Annotated in this window: 2 protein-coding genes; one reads left to right on the forward strand and one right to left on the reverse strand. The window is 64.2% G+C overall.

The features are described 5' to 3' along the window. Nucleotides 1-695 precede the first annotated feature (695 nt). The gene (locus AB0O82_RS38705) at nt 696-875 is read right to left on the reverse strand and encodes a hypothetical protein (RefSeq protein ID WP_363589752.1); all 180 of its coding nucleotides are present in this window, start codon (nt 873-875) and stop codon (nt 696-698) included. Between the two features lie 281 nt (nt 876-1,156). On the opposite strand from AB0O82_RS38705, the gene AB0O82_RS38710 reads away from it, so the two are divergent. Beyond that, nucleotides 1,157-1,354, forward strand: coding sequence for a hypothetical protein (locus AB0O82_RS38710; protein WP_363589754.1), 198 nt, complete (start codon nt 1,157-1,159; stop codon nt 1,352-1,354). Nucleotides 1,355-1,571: the final 217 nt, after the last annotated feature.

Here is a 1,571-nt window from a genome sequence, read left to right on the forward strand (position 1 = left end):
AGCGGCCGAAGCCGCTCCCACTGGCCGTCAGTCAGATCACCCCTACTCCCCATAGTCGTATCAACGACTCAAGTGATCGGCAGGACACGGCCTAACGGCCCCGGGTCGAGGCCGCCCGGACCAACCTCCTCGCATGAGTAGGTGGCACCGCCTCACGCGAGGCACTGCCCCGGCCGCCGCCCCGCGCCGGCACCGGCAGGCGAAACCGCCCCCCGGGGGGACGCTTTCCGCGGCGGCCCGGGTGTACGCCCGAGGCCAGGACTGCCCGGGGGGCCTCCCGTTGGTGCGCCTCGTTTGCGCAGTGCTGCGACGGCAATCACGCATTTTCATCATTCTGTGGGTCGGGGCAGCACAAACCGATGTTTGCTCCGGGGCTTCTCGATGGGTAGAATCAAATAGTCGTCGCGAAGTCCAAAGTCTTTATGTCGCCGCCATTAAAGACTTAGTTAGCGACCCGGATCTATTGTTAGAGTCCATTAGTTTCGAGACTGATTATAGGCGATAGTTTCGAGATTTCTTCTGATCGGAAACGTGAAGAAGCGATCTCATGTGAGACTCCGGTACTTGGGTACCGGAAAACGGTGAAGGCCCGTTCGGGCTCCCTCGCGTGAAGGTACCGAACGGGCCGGGCAGGCCGCGCGAGCGCAGCCGATCACCGGCGGCGCAGCAGAGTTACAGCTCTGCTGCGCCGCGCCTCAGTCGTCGCCGAGCGCCCTGAGCAGGGCGTTTGTGAACCTGACGACTTCGATGATCAGCGGCAAGTACTCGTGGCGGCGTCCCTTGTCCTGCGGTTCGGGCTCCGGGTTGGATCCGTCGTCGCCCTGGTCGGGCCGGGGCGACTCGTCGTCCTCACTGGGCTTCCTCCGCTTAGTCATGGAACGCGCTCCTCTCGATGGGGACACCCGAGCGATTTGCCCGGGAGCTGGGCGAACCCAGAATGGGGAGAGAGGTCCAGGGAACTTCCTGGTAAGCGCTGCGAGGCGATAATAACGGCCTTTCAGCTTCATCTACAAACTCACGGTCAGCGTCGGATGAAAACATGTCGCCGCGATATTGCCAGGGGGCGATCTGTTCGATTTGAAATTCGAAAATAAATCACCGTCAGGCATTAAAGGGTATAAGGTGGACCTGCGAATGACGTCCCCCGGAGGCCACGATGACCGTCCCCTCGTCTCGGATCTCCGCGGTGCGCGCCCTGCTGGCCGGCGACCGGACACCGGCGGGCGAACGGGCTTCGGCCCAGGCGCAGTTGGAGCGGATGCAGGCCCGGTACGGCACGCTCGACAAGCTGTTCCGCGAGTTGGAGTCGTCGCCCCGCTGGGCCTCCTGCGGGGGTTGGCCGAGGCTGGGTTGACGCGGCCGGCTCAGCGGGCCGGGCCGGCCACGTTGCGCGTCGACCTCGACGACGACCTCGCGGTGACTGCGTGACGTGGTGGAAGCCGCGCCCGTTGCCGCATCATGGTGCTGCAGCCCGGGCCTGAGAGGGTGTTCGATAGGGGATTCCCCCCAACTGTCCGGCTTTGGTTCTTGCGGCACGGACTCGTTTTCAGGATCTCGTGGCGGCCGGGTCC

It is taken from the genome of Kitasatospora sp. NPDC088264, assembly GCF_040685715.1.
Taxonomy (GTDB): domain Bacteria; phylum Actinomycetota; class Actinomycetes; order Streptomycetales; family Streptomycetaceae; genus Kitasatospora.